This window comes from Streptomyces sp. NPDC001858 (assembly GCF_053594615.1).
On the sequence record NZ_JBSFEV010000065.1, the window covers coordinates 1 to 21,354 of the forward strand.

The 21,354-nt window shown below is 70.2% G+C and carries 16 protein-coding genes and 2 pseudogenes; 10 read left to right on the plus strand and 8 right to left on the minus strand.

What is annotated here, in order from left to right:
• Window positions 1-200 precede the first annotated feature (200 nt).
• Window positions 201-644 carry a hypothetical protein gene (locus ACWCPF_RS42990; protein WP_451050594.1) on the minus strand — a complete coding sequence of 148 codons (444 nt, stop codon included), beginning with the start codon at window positions 642-644 and terminating at the stop codon, window positions 201-203.
• A 403-nt stretch (window positions 645-1,047) separates the two neighbouring features.
• Between ACWCPF_RS42990 and ACWCPF_RS42995 the strand changes: the two genes are divergently transcribed.
• From ACWCPF_RS42995 to ACWCPF_RS43005, 3 genes are all read left to right on the plus strand, one after another.
• Window positions 1,048-1,269, plus strand: a complete 222-nt coding sequence (locus ACWCPF_RS42995) for a helix-turn-helix domain-containing protein (RefSeq protein ID WP_451050613.1) — start codon at window positions 1,048-1,050, stop codon at window positions 1,267-1,269.
• Between the two features lie 663 nt (window positions 1,270-1,932).
• Window positions 1,933-2,313, plus strand: a complete 381-nt coding sequence (locus tag ACWCPF_RS43000; RefSeq protein WP_451050595.1) for a hypothetical protein — start codon at window positions 1,933-1,935, stop codon at window positions 2,311-2,313.
• Entirely contained in the window at window positions 2,303-2,485 is a 183-nt protein-coding gene (locus ACWCPF_RS43005) for a hypothetical protein (RefSeq protein WP_451050596.1), read from the plus strand. The genes ACWCPF_RS43000 and ACWCPF_RS43005 overlap by 11 nt, the downstream gene beginning before the upstream one ends.
• A 58-nt stretch (window positions 2,486-2,543) precedes the next feature.
• Here ACWCPF_RS43005 and ACWCPF_RS43010 read toward each other — a convergent pair whose 3' ends face one another.
• Window positions 2,544-3,071, minus strand: coding sequence for an SMI1/KNR4 family protein (locus ACWCPF_RS43010; RefSeq protein WP_451050597.1), 528 nt, complete (start codon window positions 3,069-3,071; stop codon window positions 2,544-2,546).
• 448 nt (window positions 3,072-3,519) lie between these two features.
• On the opposite strand from ACWCPF_RS43010, the pseudogene ACWCPF_RS43015 reads away from it, so the two are divergent.
• From ACWCPF_RS43015 to ACWCPF_RS43025, 3 genes and pseudogenes are all read left to right on the plus strand, one after another.
• Window positions 3,520-3,573: pseudogene (locus tag ACWCPF_RS43015) on the plus strand (hypothetical protein); the annotation flags it as partial.
• A gap of 193 nt (window positions 3,574-3,766) precedes the next feature.
• Window positions 3,767-4,000 carry a hypothetical protein gene (locus ACWCPF_RS43020; protein ID WP_451050614.1) on the plus strand — a complete coding sequence of 78 codons (234 nt, stop codon included), beginning with the start codon at window positions 3,767-3,769 and terminating at the stop codon, window positions 3,998-4,000.
• A gap of 94 nt (window positions 4,001-4,094) precedes the next feature.
• Window positions 4,095-4,510, plus strand: a pseudogene (locus ACWCPF_RS43025) (ATP-binding protein); the annotation flags it as partial.
• A gap of 21 nt (window positions 4,511-4,531) precedes the next feature.
• On the opposite strand, the gene ACWCPF_RS43030 reads toward ACWCPF_RS43025, so the two are convergent.
• Window positions 4,532-4,909: a nuclear transport factor 2 family protein gene (locus tag ACWCPF_RS43030; RefSeq protein ID WP_451050598.1), complete on the minus strand. Its 378-nt coding sequence runs from the start codon at window positions 4,907-4,909 to the stop codon at window positions 4,532-4,534.
• A gap of 479 nt (window positions 4,910-5,388) precedes the next feature.
• Here ACWCPF_RS43030 and ACWCPF_RS43035 point away from each other — a divergent pair, with 479 nt between their 5' ends.
• A complete protein-coding gene (locus ACWCPF_RS43035; RefSeq protein ID WP_451050599.1) occupies window positions 5,389-5,997 on the plus strand; it encodes an SMI1/KNR4 family protein in 609 nt (202 codons plus the stop codon).
• A 134-nt stretch (window positions 5,998-6,131) separates the two neighbouring features.
• Here ACWCPF_RS43035 and ACWCPF_RS43040 read toward each other — a convergent pair whose 3' ends face one another.
• Window positions 6,132-10,658: a hypothetical protein gene (locus tag ACWCPF_RS43040; RefSeq protein WP_451050600.1), complete on the minus strand. Its 4,527-nt coding sequence runs from the start codon at window positions 10,656-10,658 to the stop codon at window positions 6,132-6,134.
• A 536-nt stretch (window positions 10,659-11,194) separates the two neighbouring features.
• On the opposite strand from ACWCPF_RS43040, the gene ACWCPF_RS43045 reads away from it, so the two are divergent.
• On the plus strand, window positions 11,195-12,292 hold the full coding sequence (locus ACWCPF_RS43045; RefSeq protein WP_451050601.1) for an LLM class flavin-dependent oxidoreductase: 1,098 nt from the start codon (window positions 11,195-11,197) through the stop codon (window positions 12,290-12,292).
• A 56-nt stretch (window positions 12,293-12,348) separates the two neighbouring features.
• Here ACWCPF_RS43045 and ACWCPF_RS43050 read toward each other — a convergent pair whose 3' ends face one another.
• Window positions 12,349-12,981 (minus strand): HD domain-containing protein, encoded by a 633-nt coding sequence (locus tag ACWCPF_RS43050; RefSeq protein WP_451050602.1) that lies wholly within the window; start codon window positions 12,979-12,981, stop codon window positions 12,349-12,351.
• Between the two features lie 132 nt (window positions 12,982-13,113).
• Here ACWCPF_RS43050 and ACWCPF_RS43055 point away from each other — a divergent pair, with 132 nt between their 5' ends.
• Window positions 13,114-13,842 (plus strand): hypothetical protein, encoded by a 729-nt coding sequence (locus ACWCPF_RS43055; RefSeq protein ID WP_451050603.1) that lies wholly within the window; start codon window positions 13,114-13,116, stop codon window positions 13,840-13,842.
• Between the two features lie 391 nt (window positions 13,843-14,233).
• On the opposite strand, the gene ACWCPF_RS43060 is transcribed toward ACWCPF_RS43055, so the two are convergent.
• The 3 genes from ACWCPF_RS43060 to ACWCPF_RS43070 form a co-directional block, all read right to left on the minus strand.
• A complete protein-coding gene (locus ACWCPF_RS43060; RefSeq protein ID WP_451050604.1) occupies window positions 14,234-17,668 on the minus strand; it encodes a S8 family serine peptidase in 3,435 nt (1,144 codons plus the stop codon).
• Window positions 17,669-17,799: 131 nt separating this feature from the next.
• Window positions 17,800-18,705: a L,D-transpeptidase family protein gene (locus tag ACWCPF_RS43065; protein WP_451050605.1), complete on the minus strand. Its 906-nt coding sequence runs from the start codon at window positions 18,703-18,705 to the stop codon at window positions 17,800-17,802.
• The gene (locus ACWCPF_RS43070; protein ID WP_451050606.1) at window positions 18,702-19,961 is read right to left on the minus strand and encodes a L,D-transpeptidase; all 1,260 of its coding nucleotides are present in this window, start codon (window positions 19,959-19,961) and stop codon (window positions 18,702-18,704) included. The genes ACWCPF_RS43065 and ACWCPF_RS43070 overlap by 4 nt, the downstream gene beginning before the upstream one ends.
• Window positions 19,962-20,141: 180 nt before the next feature.
• On the opposite strand from ACWCPF_RS43070, the gene ACWCPF_RS43075 reads away from it, so the two are divergent.
• Window positions 20,142-21,341 (plus strand): AAA family ATPase, encoded by a 1,200-nt coding sequence (locus tag ACWCPF_RS43075; RefSeq protein WP_451050607.1) that lies wholly within the window; start codon window positions 20,142-20,144, stop codon window positions 21,339-21,341.
• Window positions 21,342-21,354 lie beyond the last annotated feature (13 nt).

Here is a 21,354-nt window from a genome sequence, read left to right on the forward strand (position 1 = left end):
CGTGTCGTCCGGCGCCACGAAGAACTTCACGATGATGCTCACCTGGGCATCATGCCCGACTATCCAGAGCCATGATCGGCCGGACAAGTCCTAGGCAATGGGTCAACGACTCCGCAAGCTCGGCATCCCGCTCCACCGAGCTGCCCGCCGCAATCCCCACCCGCACCCTCGGCCTCCACAACACCGTCGCCGTCAAGTTGTCACCGCAGCACGGAGACTGCATCGTCGCTCTGGGCCCGGTAGACGGTCAAGATCGCGGCCACAGCGTCGACTTCGACCGGTCCGGTGATCCTCAGCCAGACCAGTTCGGGCAGGTGCTCGGAGCGATCGAGTCGGCCGACCGCCTCGGCGGGCCAGGGCAACGGCAGCTTCGGCAGGTGGACGAGGGAGATCTCGTCGATGAAGGAGACGCCCAGTCCGGGTTCCCACGGGCGGACCGAGTGGAGATCGGACAGCGAGATCACTACGTCGGGCTTCCATGGCCCCTCGCGCAGCCACACGTCCAGCGTGTTGTCCTTGCGGTCCTCGTTGCACTCGTCCAAGGAGATGCGGTCGATGAAGTAGCTGACGCAGGATTCCAGCGTCAGCGCCGCATTTGTGCATCGGTTCTTGAAGGCGTCGGTTGCCCCATGTTCGTCGACCACGGCACGAGACTACGGTGAGCGGAACGGGCCACGGGAGCACTCTTCGGACACCTGACCGATGATGTCACCGCCGCGGCAGACCCGCACCCCTGGCACCCCAGGCCGAACTATGCGATGCCAACGCCCGTCAAGCTTCGCTGAGATGGGCTACTGAGCCCGCCCCAAGCGGCTCTGCACCGCAGGCCTTCGGGCAGTTCCAGTACCCGACTCCGCCGTTACACGTCGAGAAGTCCCACGTCGAGGATGCCTGGATCCCGCGCGGGACAACAGGCCACGACCCGATCGGAGGGACACGCCGATGAAGTGGAACCTGCGGATGGTCGCCGCTCAACGCGACATCTGAAAGGCCTCCGAACTCCAACGGATGCTCGCTGAAGCCGGATTGGTGATCTCGGCTGGCAAGATGTCCCACCTGTGGTCCGGACGGCCTCTAACCGTCCGCCTGGCCGACCTCGACATCATCTGCGAGGTGTTGGACTGCACTACCCCCGACCTCCTCATCCCCAGAGAAGGCCAGCGTCCCGCAGGAGACCACAACCCTGGAGGCGGGGAAGCAAGTCGTCGGCGGCAGCCCGATCACCCAGCAGCGCCGGCCGGGTCGCTCGGGGCCGCAGCTATGAGCTAGCCCGTCCCGCGATCACGACCCTGGGCCACCCGCAGCTGCCGGGACTGTTTCGGATGGGGCTGGATCGACCGTCCTCGGTGCAAAGCGTGCTGGGGGCTTCACCTCGAAGGCCACCAGCCGCCACTGCGACGTCTGCGCATGCGAGGTCGCCGCGATGCAGGGGCTCTGCCGCCTATGCCCCCCGCCGCCAGGCCAGTTTGGTCGCCGGCCCGGACAACAAGACCCGTGTCGACCTGACAGCAGCGGCCCGCACGGGTCAGCAACTCTTCATCATCGGCGCCTGGCGACCGCGCGGCGGCCGCCAGCCTCAGCCTTTTCCTTCGGATCCGTGGTCACACCGCGGCGGCACTATGTTCCGGCACGTTGGACGAAGCTGTTGCTGTTCGTGATGCCACGCGAGCTTCGGGGACTCAGCAGCAAGGCCTCACAGCTCGACCCTCAGCTGTTCTCGTCGTCGAGTGCCCGCGCGACGGTCACTACGAACCTGAGGAGCATCCTGGCATTCCTGACCGATTACACCGGTAGGTACACAACCCTGCGGCAGGCCACCTCGGCGACATCACCAGATGGCTCGCCGACCGGCCCTACCGCGCATACGACGCCAGTGCCCTGCGTTCGCTGTTCAGCACGCTCAAGGCCAAGCGGCTGGTCTTCGCCAACCCGATGCGAGGCATCAAAGGCGGCAAGCCCGCTATCAAGATCCCCGCATCACTCACCGCGGACGAGGTGGAATCCGTGGCTCTTGTCGCTCTGCAGGATCCGGCCCTTCGCGTGGTCGTGGCCCTGTCCGGTATCCATACGCTGCCCGCCCGCCAGATTCGATCGATGCCGTTCGCACATGTGGACTTGCCGGGACTGCGACTCGACCCCGAGGGCTTGAACCGTCCCCTGGACGACTACACCGTCGAGGCGACTAGCGAGTACCTCGCCTACCGCCACCGAGGATGGCCGAACAGCACCAACCCACATCTACTGATCACGAGGAACACCGCCACCACGACAACAACCGTGGGCACGTTCTGGATAGACAGGCTTGGTCAATGAACTGCCCGTGGGCGTCGAGCGGCTGAGGCAGGACCGCATCCTTGAAGAAGCCCTTGCCAACGGCGCCGACCCCTCCACCACGCACACGTCCTCTCCCTCGGCGAAGGTCAGCATCCGCTACACCAGCACAGTGACGGAAACGGAAGTTGAGGGGACACCGAACCCCTCATGATGAGCAACTTCGATACCCCTGCTGACGGCTCAGCGCCGGGGAGGTTTCCGGCGCAGAATCAGCGGCAGAGCTCCATGATGGTGTCTTCAAATTCAGGGAACTCCTGGGTGGCCAGCTCGATCACGGCAGCGGCTGACCGACGGCGGCCCGGTGCGAACCGGTCGGCGATGGCCGTCAGATCGCGGTTGGGGCGCGGGACCCAGTCAGGCTCATAGGAGGTCACCGCTTCCCAGGGGCCGTAACCGCCGGCCAGTAGCCACAGGAAGTCGCCCAGATCACGCGCTACAACACCGGTCTCCCCCTCGGACCCGAGAAAGACAACAGGTTGATCGGCCAGTGGCTGGCTCGGGCGGATCAGCCAGAACGCCGCATACCCGCCCGAGCCGTCCTGACCGAAGATGCGGAAGCCGTCGCCGTCCAGTTCGCCGTTTCCCGTCCAAGCCCGGAACCAGTCAGTGGTCTGCTCAGCGGACAGGAATGCCCCGAAAGGTTCGAAGTCGACCCCGTCACCGCGCGCGTAGTCGAACGGTACGGCCATCGCAGCGGCGAGCGCGGCAGGGAACTGTCGATCATCGGTCGGCGTCACTCGCACAGGCTAGCGACACGGCAACCCGCCTCGCCCACGGGGCAGAATCGCCACGGTGTCCCTGGGTTCGCGATTCGGAGTCTTCAGATTTCCTGAACGCACGGAGGATCGGCCTGGAGGACTTCTACTGCCGGCCCGACCTGAAAGGCGCCCACGAGAAGAGCGGCGTCGAGGGCGAAGGCGGACGCTTCTGCCGCAACCGGCTGGTTCCGGTCCCGGAAACCGCGACTCTGGCCAAGCGCAATGCGCGCTTCGACGAGTGGGATGCCGCGGACGAATGGCGCGCCGGATCGGCGCGTGGCCGCGAACGGTGGGCGAGTGCTTCGGCGACGAACAGCCGCTGCTCAACGCGCTGCCCGACGAGCCGTTCGAGGCTGGCCGCTGGTCGACTCCGTGAGTGGACCGCTACGGGCAGGTCAGCGTCCGCACCAATCACTACTCGGTGCCGGTGCGGCTGATCAGACGGCAGGTGAGAGTCCTGGTGCATGCCTGCGAAGTGGTCATCTACGACGGCCGCACCGAGGTTGCCCGGCACGAACGCCGGGTCGCCAAGGGCGGAGTCCGCCTCGGACTCGACCACTACCTGGAGGCGCTGCTGCGCAAGCCCACCGCCCTGCCGGGGGCGACCGCGCTGGACCAGGCCCGTGCCGCCGGCCGGTTCGTTCACTCCGGTGCACGACGCCTGATGGGAAGCAGTGCGCAAGGCGCACGGCGACGCCGAGGGCACGCGCACGCTGATCAAGGTGTTGCTGCTTCACCGGCACACGGCCCACACACATGTCGTCGCCGGCCTCGCAGCAGTCCTGGGCGCGGGGGCCCTGACCGCGGACGCGGTCGCGCTGGAGGCCCGCAGGCCGCGGCCGACACCTACGCCGAACACCCGAACACCGCTGAAGCGCGGCCGGCCGGTTCGCTACCTTCACCGGTGACTTCGCTGGCCGCCTATGACGCGCTGCTGCGGCACCCGGCCCGCCACCGCCCGCCGCAAGGGAGAACCACCGTACCGCTCAACGCCACCGGGGCCTGACTGAGCAGGCCGCAAATGCCGCCAACGACTCCGTCTGCCGGATGCTGCGGCTGCGGCTGCGGCTGCGGCTGCGGCTGCGGCTGCCCACGATCCGGGCTCAGTTCCCCGACCCCGCCGGCGCCGCGGTCCGCGAGCAGATGACCTACCGCGGCTTCCTCGCCTACGGCCGCGTGGCTGTCCTCGCAATCGATGAGCTCGGCCACATGGAACCGAACCGCCGCCGCGCCGAACTGCCAAGCGGGAGGAAAAGGCGTCCGTGGCCATCGCCTCCAATGAATCGTTGGGAGGCTGGACGAGGACCTTCACCGACCCGCGGCTCTGCGCAGCGATCGTGGACCGGCTCACCTTCGGCGGCGGCATCATCGAGACCGGCACCGACTCGCACCGCCTCTCCCATGCCAAGAACCAGCAGGTCGGCGGCCGGGGCCCCTGGTCACAACCGCTGCACAAGTGCAGCCCGCCACTCCGGCGACGGGTCCGAGCCCAGCTCTGTCCAGTATTCCCGGCCCCCAACGATTTTCCCGTCCCGGACCGTCCAGAACGACACGACCCGATGGGTCCCCAACGTCTCATGGGGGACTTCCACCTCAGACACCACGACCTCACCATCCGCCAAGACCCGCAGCACATTGATCGACCACCCCTCCGGGTACTCCGCGTTGATGGTCACGAAGTTCCCGCGGCCCACGATCCGCTCGCCACTGACCGGCCACTCCACCACCAGGTCATCGGCCAGCAACCCGCCGACCCCCTCCCAGTCCCGTGCCTGCATGCGATCCCAGAATTCCTGAACGATCTCCGAAGGTTCCATGAGCGCATCCTGGCAGGCCCCACTGACATGCCCCGATCCGTGATGCTCGGTGGGGCCAAACCGCTTTGGCAGATCACGCGTCAGAGACCGCGAAGTGGGGCCGACATCCCCTCACACACGGGGCCTCCAACACTGCCGAAGCCACGAGCAGACCGAACGGAGCCATGGTGCTGCCAAAACTCAACGGACGGCTCACACCCCCACTGAATCCACTCCGCCAGTGGTGTGTGGCAGCCGTCCTGGAAGGCTGGGAGCCGGACGCCTGCCACCAACTCCCGCACCCGGTACCTACCTGTCATGACGTCCGTCCGCCCCGGAGTCGGGACGGTCGGGGTCGGGGCGGAGCCGAACGCCCTGGCCGTCCGGTGATGCTGAGCGCCCTACCGCCATCCCCGCCCGGCTGGGCCGCGGAGCAGAGAGACGTCTCATTCGGGCGGCGCGCCAGTAGAGTGACGGCGGACGAGAGAAGAGATCCTCCGATGGACTCCCGCATATCGCGCATACGCTCCAAGCTGGCGAAGGTCCCGTACCAGGTGCAGCGCAGCCACTCAATGGGCGCTGAGCGTCACGCGTTTCGCGTCGGCCCGCGCATCAGTTCCGTGCAGGCGAACCTCTTCGAGGACGAGCACCACATCGAACTGCCGTCGGCCTACCGAAAGTTCCTTGTCGAACTCGGGGGCAGCGGTGCCGGCCCCTTCTACGGTCTGCTTCCGCTTGAGGAGTGCAGGCTGTTCACCATGGACCGGCAGCCCCCGGACGGCGCCCCACGGGGATTCCATCACGTGAACCACCCTGACGCACTGCAAGGAGACCTGTTCCTCCACATCATCGAGATGGGCTGTACCGACCTGTGCCTCATCGGCGTGACCGGCCCCCTCACCGGCCGCATGCTCATCGGTAACGGGGACGGCTTCTGGCCCCCGAACGTCTCCTCGGCCCAGGACTTCCTCACCTGGTACGAACGCTGGCTGAACCACATGCTGGACGGCAGGGACAACGGCGCTCTGGGGCTCATCTCCCCAGCGACCGTCTCAAGCGCCCCCTGGAGCCCCCGGCCCAGAGCCCGGAGCCACCAGACGACGCCGTAGCGGATCGAGAACTCCCGGCCAGCGGCACTCCGTTCGGGTCGTCGACAGTCGGCAACGACGCCCCGGCCGTCGGCGCAAGCGCTCGCACCGAACGCGTCTCGGCTGTTCTCTGGGCCGCGGGCGGGACAACTCGATCACGGCCACCAGCGCACCACGTCCTCGACCGCGCGGACGCACTCCTGGGCGGCCGCCATGCCGCCGTGGTGGCCCACGTGCGGTGCGGCGGCTCGCAGCACCGCGAGCAGGCCGGGGCGCGCCAGGCCCTCAAGGAGTTCGCGTACCGGGCCAAGGCGGTTCCCGGCGGCCTCGTTCCACGGCATCGCACGCGGAGCCGCCGAGGGGGAGCCCAGCGCCGCGGCGACCGCGTGGGACCTGTGGGCGTCGGGCCGGTACCGAGCCTCCTCGACCAGGACCCGGAGGAACGCCTGATCCGCGTGTGCCGCCGCGGCTGAGAAGTCCTCACCGGGCAGCTTGACGCGCTCGGGAAGCAGCGCGGCTCCCGCCTCCAGGGCGCGGGCCCGCTGCCGCTCCGTCAGGGAGGGCAGCATCCGGGCGAGGAGGTCGAACGGCCATGGCGCCCGTCCCAGCCTGGGCAGGACGACGTCGAGGAGCCTGTCGCGTTCAGGTTCGGTCATCGCCTGGGCGAGCGCGCCGACGGCGTGGGCGTCCACCCCGATGTGGATCGTGACGGGACCGCCCTCGCCGTGTGATTCCTCCGCGCACATGTCGGTGAGGACCTGACGGACGACGCGTTCGCGGTCCGGCCCGGTGAGCCGGTGCGCCAGCGCGGCCAGCGGAAGGCCCCGTACCTTCTCGTGTCGCTGCTCGGCCACGGACGTCATCGCGGCGACGGCCTTCGCGGGCAGGTGCGGTGCGAGCATCGCGATGCACTGCGCCATCTCGTGCTCCCTGCCGCCCCGGAGCCGCCTGTGCGCTGCCTTCTCCGGCTTCTTCAGCAGTCGGCGGTCCGTCCGGCCCGGCGGTGCCAGCGCGGCCCAGACGTCGAGGCCGTCCCAGCCCGAACCCGGGGTCCAATGGACGGCGTCCATCAGTCGGTCGCGGATCTCCTCGTCGGTGAGGACCGGGTGCACCGCGCGCAGTCGGGTGAGGAAGCCATGGTCGCCGGGCTCCCGCCTCGCGGGGATGAGGTCGGCGGCGCGGCGCAGCACTTCGTCGTGCTCGCGGGCGGGGAGCGCGGCGGCCAGGGTGATGAGGGGATCGGCTCGGTCCGGTGGTGCGAGGGAGGTCAGAAGCTCCTCCACGCGCCTTCGTACGCGGGGTCGTTCGTCGGTGGGGAGCTGGGCCGCCAGCGCGGCGAGTGCGGCTGCCTGGGGCAGCCGGTCGTGGATCCGCCCGGCGGCCCGGAGGGCGTGGCGCAGCTCCTCCTCGTGTCCCGCGCCGACGGCGAGGGCGTCGAGCGCGGCGTCGCGGCCCGCCTGGACCGTCTTGCCGTGACCGATGCCCGACACCAGTTCGAACGCCCTCAGGCGGGTCCGGTGGTCCAGATGCGGGGCGATCTTGACTAGGATCTCCGCGCGCCGTCGGCCGTGGTGACCGGCAGCGATCGCGACGGCCTCCTCGCGCAGTCGCACGCCCGCATGCCCCGGCGTCCGGCCGGCCAGCAGGGCGAGCGGCTCCGCCCGGTCGGCCTCCTCCAGGGCCCGGACCAGCTTCTCCACGCCGGCGGTGTGCTCCCCGTCGACGTGGCCGGCCAGCGTGCGGAGCGTCTCCCCGCGGTCGTGGTCGTCGCCGGAGCGCTGGGCGGGCAGCGTCCGGAGCGTCTCGGCGACCAGGTCCGGCCGACGGGGTTCCGGGACCGCCGGCAGCAGCGCGGCCAGCGCCTTGGCCCTGGCCCCGGGGTGATGGACCGGGGAGATGCCGCGGGCCGTCGCCAGCGCCCTGTCCACCGGCGGCCCGGACAGGAACCCGCCGATCTCGGCCAGCATCCCGGCGATCTTCCAGGGCTGCTGCTCCGCGACCCGGTCCAGCACGGTGTCCAGCACCCGGGTGCGGCGGGAGTCGTCCAGGGCGGAGAGCAGCGAGTGGAGCGGACCGGTGTCGGGCTCGGGACGAACGGCCGTGACGGTGACCAACCCCAGGCCGTCGTGCATCAGTGCGAACAGTTCGGCCGTGACATGCCCGGCCACCCGGTCCGGGTGGATGCGGTCGGCGGCCAGGCGCTGCGCGAGCGCCCGGTGCACCCGCCCCCAACGGAACGTGTGCGGGGGCCGGTCGTCGAGGGCCCGGAGGATCCGCCGCAGCGCGGGCTGAGACACGTGGGGCAGCATCGCGGTCAGCGCGGCGGCGGTGAACCGCTCGTCGTCCCCGGCTGCCAGCACCGCGTCCACAGCGGCGTCGAGGTCGGCCTCGTCCAGGCAGCCCGCGAGCATGCCTAGGACGAGTGTCCGCCCGAGGGTGGAGGGATCGAGTCCGAGCCGCAGGTGTTCCCCGGTGATCGCGACCCGCTCCGGTTCGGGCAGGCGCGGCAGCAGCTGCCCGGCCACCTCGTAGGCCCGCAGGGTGTCGAGCGGTTGGAGCAGGTGCCACGCGGCCACGGCGTCTTCTCCGGACAGGCAGGAGCCGCCGTCGTCGCGGCGTGCCCGCACCAGCGCGGCGAGGAGGTTCACCCGGGTCTGCGGATCGCGCACCGCCTCGATGCGATCGAGGGCCTTCGCCGGGTCCCACACGCATCCTTCGACGAGCGCGCGCAGGACGGCCTGCGTGACGTTGGCGTCGCTCGCCCGGACGATCGACTCCACGCTGGCGTCCATGAGCGCGTAGCGGACCTCCCGGCCGATCGTCGTGGCGAGTCTGCCCCGGGCGAGGTCGTGGTCGGTCGCGACGGCCGCCAGCCGTCGCGCCAGGGCCAGGTCGTTGCGGTAAGCGCCCAGCGAGTCGTGCTGTTCGTGGGCGGTGAACCACACGTTGGCGGGGACGCCGGACCCGTCGTCGGGGAGAACGGCTTCGGCCGCCAGCAGTTGGTGGAGCAGGTCGGTCTTGCCGGCGGTCTGCAGGTGCAGGGCCAGGTTGCGCAGCCCGTAGCCGCCGTCCATCCTGCCCAGCTCGGCCGGAGACGCCGTCAGGGCACGTGGGAAGTTGTCCCACGTGCCGAACAGCGCCAGCACGTAGCGGTCGACGATCCGGTGCCGTGTCTGTTCGGCGGTGTCGCGGAGCAGATCGAGCCGAGGCTCGTCGCCTGTCATGGTGCGGTCCGGAAGCCGGCCCGTGAAGTAGTGCCGCACACTGTCGTGCTTGGTGAGGTAGCGAGGGGCCTCCCTGTCCCCCTCGGTCACCACGAACTGCCGGAGCCGTCCCGCCACGAGTGCCCGCAGCTCGCGTCGGTGGCGCGCCGTGTCCTCGATGTCCGCCAGCGCCACCACGACGTCCAAGGACAGCGGCTCCTCGGCGCATGCGAGGGTGCTCAGCGCCGGCAGAGCCAGGTCGAGCTCCTCGGGCGTCAGCTCGTCGAGCTTGCGGCTGTAGTGAGTCCACAGTCCCTCGGGCAGCTCTGGCAGGGCCTCCGGCCGGACGAGCCGGGCGCGGAGGTCGTCGAGCAGGTGCTGCAGCAGGATCCACACGCCGGCGCAGTGCCGTGCGAGCACCTCGCGGAACTCGGCGGGTGGCATGGGCCTGATCCACTCGCGCAGCCGATCGTGGGACTCCAGGGCCTGGTCGATGTGCCGACGCATGTCGTCCAGCGACTCCTCGGCATGCGGATCGATGCGTACGTGGTCCCATGGCGGCTTCCGGCCGTGCAGGGGGAAGCCGTCGGCGAGTGTGGCGATCACGTAGGCGTTGTCGGGGAGCTCGTCGGGCAGCCCGAGGGGCATCGGCCGGTGCTCGTCCGCCAGTTCGACGCCGTCCACTAGCAGCATGAGGGGTTGCCCCTGCTCCTTCGCCGCCGCGGCACCCGCGCCCAGCACCCTGCGGAAGGCCACCGGGTGGCCGGAGCGGGCGAGGTCGGAGAGGCCGGAGTTGTCGTCCAGGCCGTACCGTGCGACCAGTTGGCCGCCGAGACTTCGTAACGCGTCCTCGGTCCTGCGACGGCTGCTGTGGCCCGAGGTGAAGTGGTGCGGATGGCCGTGGTCCTTGGCGAGCCGGGCGATCAGCGTGGTCTTGCCGACACCCGTCTGGCCCTCGATGAAGAAGTAGCCGCGCGGCCGGTCGGCGACGAAGGCGTCGATGCGGTCGGTCAGCCAGGGGCGGTCGGTGAGCAGGGCGTCGTCCAGCCGATCGAATACGTCGCCGTACTCACCGTGGTCGCCCGGGTGGCCGTGGTCGCCTGGATCGCCGGGGTCGCCGCGGTGGTTCCGCGTTGTGGACGGCCGGCCCTGCCGGAAGCGAGAACGCTGGGCCCTGCTGATCAGGGATCGCCAGACCCTCTCGTCCGGGGTCTCCCCAGCCCAGTCGCTCCATAGGCACACCAGCTGCCACACGGATCTCTCGCTGCCCGGAGCAGGAATCTGCGCCTTGTCGGGAGCCTCGGGAACCCAGTCGCTGATCCTCTGGCCGCGGAAGCCCGGGTTCTCGAACGGCGGTCCCGCCATTGCCCGTTCGACGGCACGCTGCGAGAAAGGCTCGCCCGCGGCCTTCCGGGCCGTTTCGGCACGGTGTCGCAGTGTGCGCAGCGCGTCGTACAGCGCGCGGGCGTCCCCCGTCATGCATCGGCTCCCTCGTTGCTGCCCGTACCCGGGATGTGCCCGCTGCGGGCACCGGCCGGGCAGTCGCTGACCAGCAGCTTTGGATCGTTCTGCCCGGTGTGCCCGTTATTCTGGACTGCCCGGACCCGATGGACAAACTGGTGTCAACACCCCGGCAACGGGCCGGGCGACGACCGAGGGGGCTCCTCGTGAGGAACGTCAGGAACACCACGACTCGACGACTCGGCCGCATTGCCGTGCACGGCGCGGTACGCGGCTTCGCAACGGCGGCCGGGGCCGCAGTCGTCACCGTGTTCACCTGGTGGGTACAGAACCGGTGAGGGGAACGCCGGCCCGTGGCGGGACGTCTGCTCCTCCCGACGCGGGCCGCACGACGGGCGGGCGGCGACCCGGCGCCAGGGCAGGCAGCGAGCGCGCGTCAGGCACGGCCACCCCGCCCCGCGACGTGACACGCTCACGCGACTCCGCAACGGCGCTGCGCCGGGACCTGCCATGCTGAGCAGGTTCGATTCGAACCTCACACCCTGGAGGTCTTGATGCGTGCAGGCGTCGTCGTCGCCGCGCAGCCCGGTGTGGAGGACCTCGCCGTGCGGGCCGAGGAGTTGGGCCTGCACAGCTTCTGGGTCAACGACACCCCGATGGTCCACGGCGACCCGTTCGTCGCTTTGAGCCTGTGCGCGAAGGCCACCAGCCGCATCAGGCTCGGCATCGGCGTGACCTCACCGGCGCTGCGCTCGGCCCCGGCCGCCGCGAGCGGGCTCGCCAGCCTCAACGCCCTGGCACCGGGCCGGATCATCTGCGGAGTCGGCACCGGAAACACCGCCCGGCGCACCCTCGGCATGGGGCCGACCACGGCGGCCAGGCTGGAGAGCTTCACCGTCGCACTGCAGGACCTGTGCGCCGGACGTTCGACCGAGTACCGCGAAGGCGACCGGGTCCGCGACATCCGGTTCCTGCACGCCGGGGCGCACGTGAACACGGCCGACCCGATCGAGTTCGTCGTGGCCGCGTTGCTCGGACCGAAGGCCGCCGCCGTCGCCGGCCGGCGTGGCACCGGCCTCATCTCCTTCGGCCTGCTGGACCCCACCGCGTGGCACGCGCTGCACGACACCCGCCGCGACGCCGCCGAAGGCGCGCCCCGCGGCCCCGACTCCCCCACGGGCTCCCACACGGATTCCCGGGCGAACTCCTACGTGGTCACCTCGCTCCACCTGCTCGACGAAGACGAGGACGAGGACCCCCACGGCGAGGCGGCCCGGGACGCAACGGGCCACCTCGTCCTGTCGCTGCTGGCCTTCGCCGCCGACACGGCCGCCGACACACCCGCCTTCGTCGAGCAACTCGGCCCCGAGGAACGCGAGGCGGTGCGGCGGCTCCTCGACCGGCGCGGCACCACCGCCACCGCGCCGGACCGGCACACCAAGCTCTACCCCAACTACCTCGGACGCATCGCACCGCAGGACCGTGACCTGGTTCTGCCCTCGCTGATGAACACCCTTGCCCTGGTCGGCACCCGCGACGACCTCCTCGCCCGCATCACCACCCTGGAACAGGCCGGCGTCGACGAACTCCTCGTCCAACCGGTGATCGACCCGCCCACCGAGATGGCCCAGCTCGCGAAACTCCTCGCCTGAGCCGACCCGCCTGCCTGCCTGCCTGCCTGCCGCACATCCCTCGTCGCCGAGGGCGGTCATTCTCCCCAGGGGGAGGAGGCTGCGGCCAGCTCCAGGGTGGTCACGCCATTGGCGCGTCGTTCGCGCAGCAGTTCGCCGCCGATGGAACCAATGGGGGCCGCGGCGGCCGACCGGGCCGCTCGCTCGACGATCGCATCCACGACCGAGCGGAACATGGCAAGGCGGGGGTAGGCGGCGTGGATCTGCTTCTCCCACCCCGAGACGATCTCCGCCCTGGCACCGAAGTCGATGGCCGCGCCCACGCCGGTGAGGTAGCACAACAAACCGCGGCGTTCGACGATACCGATGGAGGTGTGCAGCGCGATCGCCTCCCAGACACGGTCGATGTCCGCCTCGGGGACCTTGTGCTCGCGCAACAGCGCCGCCGCCAGGTCCGCGCCTTCCACCTCGAAGCGGGCTTCGCCCTTGGCCAGGCTGCCCGTGCCCAAGTCGTGCAGGACGGTGGCGGCGAAGAGCAGGTCACGGTCGTAGGCGGCGTCCTCCACGCTTCCCTCGTGCTCAGCCAACAGCTGAGCGAAGAAATAGCTCCGCACGCTGTGATTGAACATCGAAGGGGTCTCGGAGGCACGCACGGTCGCGAGGATGGCATCCGCCAGGGGGCCGGTAGGCAGGTCGAGTGAGAAGGTCATATGTACAGGTTAAGAGTGATAGCGCCACCCCGGCAGTGGCACGAGTGACATCGTCCGCCACATTTGTGCCATTCCGCGACAGGTACGACCCGCCGACAGAATGATCCTTTACCGCCTCTCCGACCTGCGCCGATGCGTCAGAACAGCGCCAGCGATCCGCCCGCCATCGCCATCACCCACGGCATCCCACCCCACCAGCTCTCCGCCACCGGTGAAGGACGGCGTGGCTGGGACAATGCCCCGGTGAGCCACTACTCGTATTCCAGCATCGGCCCTGGTCATGGTCACGGTCGGCAGCATCCTCCGGAGCCCAAGCGGGCCGAGCCCGGTCAGTGGCCGAAGTTGGAGGCTGCACTCGCTGTGATCAATAGTGACCTGACGGCGACCCTGCCGGGTCAGGACCCGCTGATACTGATGGTTGCCCCGCCTTGGCAGCCTTCGTCCCCGACCGGAATCGACAGCGATCAGGTCTACGTGGCGATGTCCGACGGCCGTTGGCACGGCAATTCGGTGAATGCGTGCGACCTGGAGGAGGGCGACCCGCCAGAGCCGGACGATGCGATGACGGTCCTGACTGTGGTCGCAGATGCAGCGCAGTCGACCATTATGGAGTTGCTGTGGCAGGTCTGGCCGATGTGCTGGGAACACAAGATCGGAATGCACCCTCGTTCCGCAGGGACCGCTGACGCCTTGGACGAGGGCGGAACGAACCCGGCGGGCCCACCGGTGTGGTGGTGCGGGGGCGGCCGGGATGGCATTGGCCACGACGTGTCCCTGGTGGGCGAGTTGGCCGCCACCCTGCCGGGTAAGCAGCGCCGCGCACTGCGGCGCAGCGAACGTGAACGAGACGGCCGCCGATAACCGCGGAGCCGGACAACGGCGGATAGATCCGGCTGCCGCGGCGGATGCGCAGCCGGCTCCGTTCCCCAGCCGATCCTGCGGGCGCGAGGGCCGGCAGGCTGTCGGTGCAGCGCAACAGGGACACCGGGGCGGAGGGGGAAAGTGGTCGAGCCGTGTCCCGTCCTCGAGCGAGAGCCGGTCGTCCAGCGTCGCCACGATTCTGCCGTCGGACAGTTCCTCCACCGCGCGAACGTTGCGTCGCGGATCCCAGTCCGTGCTGAGAGAGGAGACCCTCCAGCGGGCGTCCTCCCGGCCCGTCGGACCGAGGGGCAGTTCGCGGCAGGCGATCTCGCCCGGGGCGGTGGTTGGACCTCGGCCCCGGGCGGGATCTGTTGTGCGGTGGTGGGTCAGGTCATCGGGTGGTGCGGTAGGCGCGGTCGATCGTCTGGACGAGCGTGTTGCCCGAGTCGTCGGTCAGTTTGGCTCGCAGGGAGACGGTGCCGGGCTCGGCCGGGTGTTGGAGTGACAGGTGGGTGCCGTCGACGGGCTCCGTGGGCTGCCAGGTGGTGCCCTCGTCGTAGGAGACCTCGAAGGCCAGCTTCGCGGGCTGTCGGCCGGCGGATGCGCCCTCCACTGCGAACGGCACGTCGAATCGCTCGCCCGCCTTCGCCGTGCTGGCCAGGGACAGTTCGGGGGTGAAGCGGATCACCGACAGCGGCAGGTCGGTCCTCTCGTCCTCGGGGGCTTCGGCGGAGCGGAAGGTCCACTCGGCGCGGACCCGGGTGCTGACCGCGTACAGCGCGGGATCGCGGGAGTTGTCCACCGTCAGCCGGTACTCGGTGTCCCCGGCGGGAACCGTGTACTCGGTGGTGCCCAGGGACGGCGGGGTCTCGTAGTCGTCGGAGATCTCCTTGCCGTCGGCCTCCAGCGAGCTGGTCACCGAGGTGAAGAGGCTGTCGCCCCAGTGGCCGGCGCCGTCACCGACGACCGGCAGATACGCCCTGATGGTGTTCCCGCGGCGGAACGCACCCGGGTATCCCTGTTCCGGTCCGGTGTCCCCCTGGCCCCTCAGAGTCGGGCCGAAGACGCCGACGTTGAACTGCTCGCGGTAGGTGTGGCCGGCCTGCCAGGTCCTGGGCATCCGCATCTGGAAGCTCTCGAAGACCGGACGGTCGATCTCACCGCTGACCTGCCAGGCGCGCAACGACCACTTCACACCGTTGTCGAGGATGTACTCGGTGGTGCTCAGCGGCTGGGGCCCCCGCACGTCCGCGCTGGTGTCGAGGAAGTCGCCGTTCGCCGCGTGGGCGGACGCCATGACCTGGGCGCGTCTGCCCGCCACGGGTGCGCCCGCCTGGACGTCGACCTCGGCGAACTGCTTCTGCTCGGTCCTGGCGGTGAAGCCGCCGAACCGTCCGGGCTGTTCGAAGGCCAGGCGGTAGCTGACGGGCCGGCCCTCGTCGTCCTTGCGGCTCCATGTGCCCGCGTAGGTGGTGGACACGCCGCCCTCGGGCCGCTCGGAGCCGATCAGCCCGAACCGGCCGCTCTGGAAGGTCGGCAGGATGAACGTGAGCGCGACCGGGGAGAGCTCGCCGCCCCGGTCGTAGTCCAACCGGACCGTGCCCTCGGTGTTCTCGGCCGCCGGGTCGGGCACGGTGATGTCCACCGGCTGTGCCTCGCGGGCGTCGACGGTGACCGTGGTGTCCTTGTCCAGGGTCAGCTTCGGCTGCGCCAGCACGCTGTGGGTGGCGGAGGCGGCATACGGGTGGATCATGCCGGTGAGGGTGTAGTCGCCCTTGGGCAGCCGTACCGTCAGCTCGCCGTCCTGCTCGTCGGAGTACTCCGCGTAGAAATTGCCCGCCCAGCCGCTGACGGTGGTGAGGGAGTCGCCGGTCGGTGCGCCGTTCTCGTCGAGGTGCTTGAGCGTGAGGCTGTACGACTCGGCCTCGCGGTCCACGCCGACGGCGGACCGCACCCGGACCTTGCCGTCGGCGGAGGTGGCCTGCACCGAGCCGCCGAAGCTGCCGTCGGCGCCCGTCCGGGTGTCCGCCGTGACGTCGGCGGTCGCCGTACCGCCCGCGGGGACGGTGATCCGCTGCGGGGACACGGCGAACATGCCCTCGGCGGCGGGCTTGCCGTCCACCGCGAACGCGTCGACGGTGAGGTCCAGGGTGACCGGCTCGGTACCGAGGTTCTTGTACGTGAGCTGCTTGGTCACCGGCTGGTCGTCCTGGTGGGGCCACTGCTGGAGGCCGAAGTCGAGCGACGCCTGTTCGGTGATGACGCTCTGGTCCAGCGCCCGCACCAGGTCGGTGCGGCCGGTGCCCTGCTGGTAGGAGCTGTACGCGCCGGGCTCGGCGGACGCGGTGAGCACCGACTTGATGCGCTCGCCGGAGTAGTCGGGGTGCTGCTGGGCCAGGAGGGCCGCGGCACCCGCGACATGCGGCGACGCCATGGATGTACCGTCGAGGGCGAGGTAGCCGGGTACGTCGGAGGGGTACCACTCCTCCAGCACGCTGCCCGCGGCAGCGGCGGCCGTGATGGCGACGCCGGGCGCGGTCAGGTCGGGCTTGACCCCGCTGTCGCCGACGCGCGGGCCCCGGCTGGAGAAGTCGGCGAGCTGGTCGGCCTTGTCGACGGCGCCGACGGTGAGCGCGGCGTCGGCGCTGCCGGGCGAGCCGACGGTCTTCTCACCGCCCTCCCCCTCGTTGCCCGCCGAGATGACGAAGAGGGTGTCGGACTCGGCGGAGAGCCGGTTGACGGCCTCCTCCTGCGGGTCGACGCCGGGCCGGTCCTGGCCGCCGAGGCTGAGGTTGACGACGTCGGCGCCCTGCGCCACCGCCCATTCCATGCCCGCGATGATGCCCGAGTCCAGGCCCCAGCCCTCGTCGTTGAGGACCTTGCCGTTGAGGAGCTCGGCCCCCGGGGCGACGCCCTTGTACTTGCCCCCGGACTTGGCGCCCGTCCCGGCCACGGTGGAGGCCACATGGGTGCCGTGGCCGAACTTGTCGCCGGGGCCCGACGAGCCCGAGAAGTCCTGCTCCGCGATCACCTGGTCCGCAAGGTCGGGGTGCGTGGTGTCGACGCCGGTGTCGAGGACGGCGACCTTGACGCCGGTGCCGTCGTAGCCGGCGGCCCAGGCGGTGGGCGCGCCGATCTGGGGGACGCTCGTGTCCAGACTGGCGCGGACCCTGCCGTCCAGCCACACCTTCTCCACGGCCGTCGAGGCGATGAACTCGGCGGCGGTACGTGCGTCGCCGTTGGCGGCGGTGTCGGTGTCGGTGACGGTGACGGCGTCCCAGAACTCGGCGCCGCGCTTCTTGACGGGACGTATCGCCTTGCCGTTGACGACGGGCAGCGAACGGCCCAACTTCGCCCCGGCCCCGGTGAACGGGCTCATCGAGGGCGCCTTCTTGCCCTTGAAGGTGACGATCAGCGGTACGTCGGTGCGGCCCGCGTCGTCGTAGCCGTCGGCAACGAGCTGCGTCACGTCGAACAGCCGGGTGTCCAGCCTGCCCCGCGCCAGCAGCAACTCCGCGTCGCCGGGCACCACATGGGTGTGTCCGTCGACCTCCCGGACGGAGAACGGCACCCGCTCCCGGCCCTCCGCCCGCATGACGCCGGTGACCTTTCCGGCGCCGTCCATCATGACCCGGTCGCCGGTGACCAGTGTCACCGTCTTCAGCGGACCGGGCCTGCCGTTGCCGCTCGCGCCCGGGGCCGACAGCGCGAAACTCGCGTCGGCCGACGTACCGGCCGCGGCCGCAGCCGCAGCCGCATGGGCGAGCTCGCCCGGGAGGGCGGTCAGCAGCAGGGCCGTGGAGACCAGTCCCGCCGCCGTGACCATCGCACTGTTCCGTCTCGTGCCTAACTCCAACTGATGCCTGCTCACAGGTCGTTGAGCCCCTTCTCTTTCGGTTCGAGCTCTTTGGGTTCGAGCTCTTTGGGTTCGTGATCTTTTGGCGGTGGTGTTGGCCGTCACCGTGCGAGGGACTTGGCGTCCCCCATGACGATCACCGGGTGCAGCGCCGGGTCGAGCGTGCGCAGCAGCTCCTTCATGTGCTGCTTCGACAGGCTCACGCAGCCGTGGGTGGGTCCTCCGTGGTCGACGTGCAGCCAGATGCCGCCGCCGCGGCCCGTGCCGAGCGGACGGGTCCAGTCGAGCGGGGTGGTGCCCGGCTTGCGGTTGTAGTCGATCGCGACCACGTAGTCGAAGGAGCCGGCGAGCGGTTCGCCCTCGAATCCGGTGCCGCCGATGGTGAAGCTGCCGGACCGGTCGTAGGGCAGCTTCGTGCCCGGGTCGGCGAGCAGTCCGCCCGCGTCGCTGAGGGTGAACACACCGATGGGCGAGTGCAGATCGCCCGCGTAGTGGTCGTCGGTCCAGCCCTTGAGCGCGTTGTGGGCGGCCCAGGTCTGCCCTGCGGTCCAGCCGCTGTCGTCGGTGCGCTGGTACAGCACCACCTGCGACTGCGGCGAGTCCTTGTCCTTCCCGGTGACGATGAGGACCTGCCGGGCGTTGTCGGGGACCTCGGCGAGCGTCCGGGGGCCGAGGCCCGGCAGGTCGGCCGCTGCGGAGGCGCTCGGGGCGGCGGCTGTGGCGGCTGCGGTGGCCGTGCCGCTGTCGCCGGATCCGCCTGCTCCGCCCGCCCCGCCGGCCGCTGTCGGTTCGGATCCGGTGGGAGTCGTGTCGGGCGCGACAGCCCGGACGTCCTGCGCGCCGGCGGCGGCCGAGGGGGCGCTCCCCGCCGCCGTACCGGTATCGGTATCGGGGCCGCCGCACCCGGCCAGGGCGAGCGCCAGGGCCAGGACCGCGGCGGGAACCGGCAGCCGGGAGCCCACGGAGGAGCAGACATGGCCCACGGGGTGTCTCACGTGGTGCCTCATCGCGCCGAACCCGCCGTCCACTCGCTCCACGGCATGTTCCAGCCGTTGAGTCCGTTGTCGGGGGCGATCACCTTGTCGTCGGAGTTCTTCACCACGACGACGTCGCCGATGAGGGAGTTGCCGTAGAACCAAGCGGCGTCCTGGCCGGAGTCGCCGCCGCCCTTGGCGTCATTGAGCCCAACACAGCCGTGGCTGATGTTGGACCGGCCGAAGACGGAGTCGTCCCCCCAGTAGTTGCCGTGGATGAAGGTGCCCGAGGTGGACAGCCGCATGGCGTGCGGGACGTCGGGGATGTCGTACTGGCCGGCGAAACCGACCGTGGCGCCGTTCATCCGCGTCGAGATCAGCTTCTCGGAGATGACCATCTGGCCGTTCCAGGTGGGCGACGAGGCGGCGCCCGCGGTGATCGGTATGCGCCGTACGGTGGTGCCGTTCCGGACGACCTTCATGGTGTGCGCGGCGGCGTCCACGGTGGACACCTGACTGCGCCCGACCTTGAACCGGAGGGTCTTGTCCTGTTCGCCGTACGCGTCGGCGGCTCCCTTCACTCCGGCGAGGCGGATCCTGACGGTGACCGTGGAGTCGGGCTTCCAGTAGTCCTGCGGACGGAAGTCGAGGCGCTGCCCGCCGAACCAGTGGCCGACGACGGTCTGTCCGCTGTCGGCGCTGACCTCGACGGCGGACTCGACGGCCTTCTTGTCGGTGATCGGTTTGTCGAACGTGAGCGAGACCGGCATGCCCACCCCCACCGTGGAGCCGTTCTCCGGGGTGTAGGTGCCCGTGAACCGGTCGGCCTCGGCAAGGGTCTTGAACGTCACGGTCCTGCTCGTGCGGTGGCCGTCGGCACCGGTGGCCTCGGCGGTCAACCGGTAGGTCGTCCCGTGCTTCAGTTCACCCGAGGGCGCCCAGCTCTTCTGGTCCTGCGACCGCTCGCCCGGCACCGCGTGGCCGTCCGCGGTGGACAGGGACACCTCGGCGATCGTGCCTCCTTCGACCGTGACCCGGCCGCCGGTGGTGACCGGGACATGTTCCTGACCGTCGGTGGCGTGCAGTTCCAGCCGGGGCCCCGTCGCCGCCCCGGCGGCCTGCACGGGTGTCTTCGCCGGGTGCCCGACGGGGTCCTTCGCGTCCGGCGTCGCGGTGCTGCAGCCGGCCAGCAGGCACACCGAGACGGACAGGAGTGCAAGGGCGGACCGGGACGGAAGGGTGCGGCCCGAGGCCGGGCGTGTGTGATGTGTGGCTGATCCATCGTGCATGGGGCCAGCGTGGAGCGCGGATATCAGGAAGTTGTGAGGGTGCTCGATCTGCGAGCCACAGTGTTGGATCGGGCCCTCGGGGAGCTAGTTTGTCTCCTCGTCGTAGCTGTGGCGGGAGAGCCGTCCCGTGATCCCGTCGAGCCGTCGGCCCAACAGGGCTTCGCACGAAGGGAGTTGAACTTGGACTTACAGGACGCGCAGGACACGGCCAAGAGGTTGCGGGCGATCAGCGATGAGCTGTCGGACCGCTTCTACGAACGGGCCGACGTGGTGCGGACGTTGGTCGTGACCTTGCTCGCCGGGCAGCATTCATTGGTGCTCGGCCCGCCCGGAACGGCGAAGTCCGAGCTGGCCCGAGAGCTCACGGGCAGAATCGAGGGAGCGGCCTACTGGGAGATCCTCCTGTCGAAGTTCACCGCGCCGACGAGGATGTTCGGTCCCATCGACGTCGCCGCGCTGGCGCGGGGTGAGTACCGCCAGGTCTACGACGGCCGCGCCACGACCGCGCACGTCGCGTTCATCGACGAGATTTTCAAGTGCTCCACGGCGGCGCTGAACGAGACGTTGGGGTACCTCAACGAGCGGATCTACCACCCCGAGAGCGGCGGTGAGCCGATCCGCTGCCCCCTGATCGGGGCCATCACGGCGAGCAACGAACTACCCGGCGGGGAGGATTCGGCGGCGATCTACGACCGGCTGCTGGTGCGGATCGAGGTCGGTTACCTGGAAGATCCCTCCAACTTCGCCGCGCTGGTCCGCTCCGCCGTCAGCCGCCCGGCGGCACCGACCCGGACCACCATCGAGCTGGCCGCGTTGCAGCATGCCGTGACGGAAGCGGTCCCGGGCGTGGACGTCCCCGATGTGATCGTGGATGCGGTGTGCACTCTGCGAGCCGCCCTGCGCCGCAGGGAACTCATCGCCTCCGACCGCCGCTGGCGGCAGGCGGTGGGCCTGCTCCAGGCGTCCGCGTACCTGGACGGCCGGCCGACGGTCGCGGAGACGGACCTGTCGGTACTGACCAACGTGTTGTGGGACTCGCCCGCCGAACGCCCGACCGTCGAGCGCGAGGTGCTGCAATTGGTGAACCCCGATGCCAAGGAGGCGCTCGACCTGGCCGATGCCATCGAGGAACTGGAGGCCCAACTCGACGCCATGGCCGGGCAGTCCCGCGAGGCGCTGAGCGAGTGGGTCATCAAAAAGGCCCACAACCAGCTCGCCACGGCGGGGAAACGGCTGGAGAAACTGCGCCAGGAGGCGGCGAGCGCCGGCCGCTCGACGGCTGCCATCGACCGTGTCACCGGCCGCCAGCGCGCCGTCCGCGCCCGCGTTCTCACCGAGGCCCTCGGCGTGGACGCGACCACCGTGCAAGCCCAGCTCTGAACACCGGGGGGCC

Excerpts from the sequence above, each read along its gene's own strand:
- ACWCPF_RS43030 (WP_451050598.1), bottom strand. The coding sequence starts at position 4,909 with ATGGAACCTTCGGAGATCGTTCAGGAATTCTGGGATCGCATGCAGGCA.
- ACWCPF_RS43060 (WP_451050604.1), bottom strand. The coding sequence starts at position 17,668 with ATGGTCACGGCGGCGGGACTGGTCTCCACGGCCCTGCTGCTGACCGCC.
- ACWCPF_RS43055 (WP_451050603.1), top strand. The coding sequence starts at position 13,114 with ATGCGTCAGAACAGCGCCAGCGATCCGCCCGCCATCGCCATCACCCAC.
- ACWCPF_RS43035 (WP_451050599.1), top strand. The coding sequence starts at position 5,389 with ATGGACTCCCGCATATCGCGCATACGCTCCAAGCTGGCGAAGGTCCCG.
- ACWCPF_RS43070 (WP_451050606.1), bottom strand. The coding sequence starts at position 19,961 with ATGCACGATGGATCAGCCACACATCACACACGCCCGGCCTCGGGCCGC.
- ACWCPF_RS43045 (WP_451050601.1), top strand. The coding sequence starts at position 11,195 with ATGCGTGCAGGCGTCGTCGTCGCCGCGCAGCCCGGTGTGGAGGACCTC.
- ACWCPF_RS43000 (WP_451050595.1), top strand. The coding sequence starts at position 1,933 with ATGCGAGGCATCAAAGGCGGCAAGCCCGCTATCAAGATCCCCGCATCA.
- ACWCPF_RS43040 (WP_451050600.1), bottom strand. The coding sequence starts at position 10,658 with ATGACGGGGGACGCCCGCGCGCTGTACGACGCGCTGCGCACACTGCGA.
- ACWCPF_RS43065 (WP_451050605.1), bottom strand. The coding sequence starts at position 18,705 with ATGAGGCACCACGTGAGACACCCCGTGGGCCATGTCTGCTCCTCCGTG.
- ACWCPF_RS43050 (WP_451050602.1), bottom strand. The coding sequence starts at position 12,981 with ATGACCTTCTCACTCGACCTGCCTACCGGCCCCCTGGCGGATGCCATC.
- ACWCPF_RS42995 (WP_451050613.1), top strand. The coding sequence starts at position 1,048 with ATGTCCCACCTGTGGTCCGGACGGCCTCTAACCGTCCGCCTGGCCGAC.